Origin of the sequence: Uliginosibacterium sp. sgz301328, assembly GCF_041807905.1 — a bacterium.
GTDB lineage: Bacteria > Pseudomonadota > Gammaproteobacteria > Burkholderiales > Rhodocyclaceae > JBGVSA01.
Map to the genome: position 1 here is coordinate 1 of NZ_JBGVSA010000070.1, position 1,070 is coordinate 1,070.

Genomic DNA, 1,070 nt, shown 5'->3' on the forward strand with positions numbered 1-1,070 from the left:
CCGCCGGCGTTAACTCGTCCGCCATTGGCATGGGGGCCGTCGCTTCCAGCGACAACACGATTGCGCAAGGTCTTTCGGCCTCGATCGGCAAGAACTCTCTGGGCGCCATCGCCATCGGCCAGAACGCGGTCATCACGGGCACGACGGTCACCTCGTCCAATGACGCTATTGCCATCGGCACTGCTTCCTCGGTCAAGAACGGCGACCGGGCTGTCGCGGTGGGGTATAGCGCTTATGCGACATGGACCGATTCGGTGGCTGTCGGCACCAGCGCGACGGCGGCCGGTTTCGGCGCAGTCGCATTGGGCACGAGCAGCGTCGCGAATTCCACTGGCGCGCTCGCCGTGGGCCTCAGTTCCTCTGCGGGTGGGTGGGGTACTGCGGTCGGTCCGAACGCCGCCGCGCTGAATCAAAGCACGGCCATCGGCAACGGTGCCGTAGCGGGGCATCTGTATGGCCCCACCAACACCTGGAAGCAGGTCGGTGCGGTGGCCGTGGGGAACCGTGCCGACGCAAATGGCAACTATGCCGTGAGCCTTGGCTGGTATGCCAGCGCAACGGGAGACAACGCAACGGCATTGGGTCCCAATGCCACGACGACGGTTGCGAGCGGTGTGGCGCTGGGCCACAACGCTACCGCTGACCGTGCGGGCATGAACGGCGCGACCGAACTGTTCAGCAACGCGACCGTTGCCTCGACTCAGGGAGCGGTCTCGGTGGGTGCCGCCGGTAATGAACGTCAGATCATCAATGTTGCAGGCGGTACACAGGACACCGATGCGGTGAACGTTCGTCAGCTCAAGGCGAGCAACCAGCAGATCGTCGACGTCATCGGCGGCGACACCTACATCGACAGCAGCACGGGTGAAGTGAAGGGGCCGTTCATCACCATCGGTGGCGACACCTACAACACCGTGGCGGATGCGATCGAAGGCGTCGACCTGGGTGCGGTCAAGTACGACCGCGACGCCGGTGGTTCGGTCAACTACGACAGCATCACGCTGGCCGGTGGCGCCGACGGCACCAAGATCACCAACGTGGCGGCCGGCGATGTGTCGGAAACCAGCACG

The 1,070-nt window shown here is 64.7% G+C and carries 1 pseudogene; it reads left to right on the forward strand.

The features are described from left to right. A pseudogene (locus ACDA63_RS20110) lies at positions 1-1,070 on the forward strand (hypothetical protein); the annotation flags it as partial.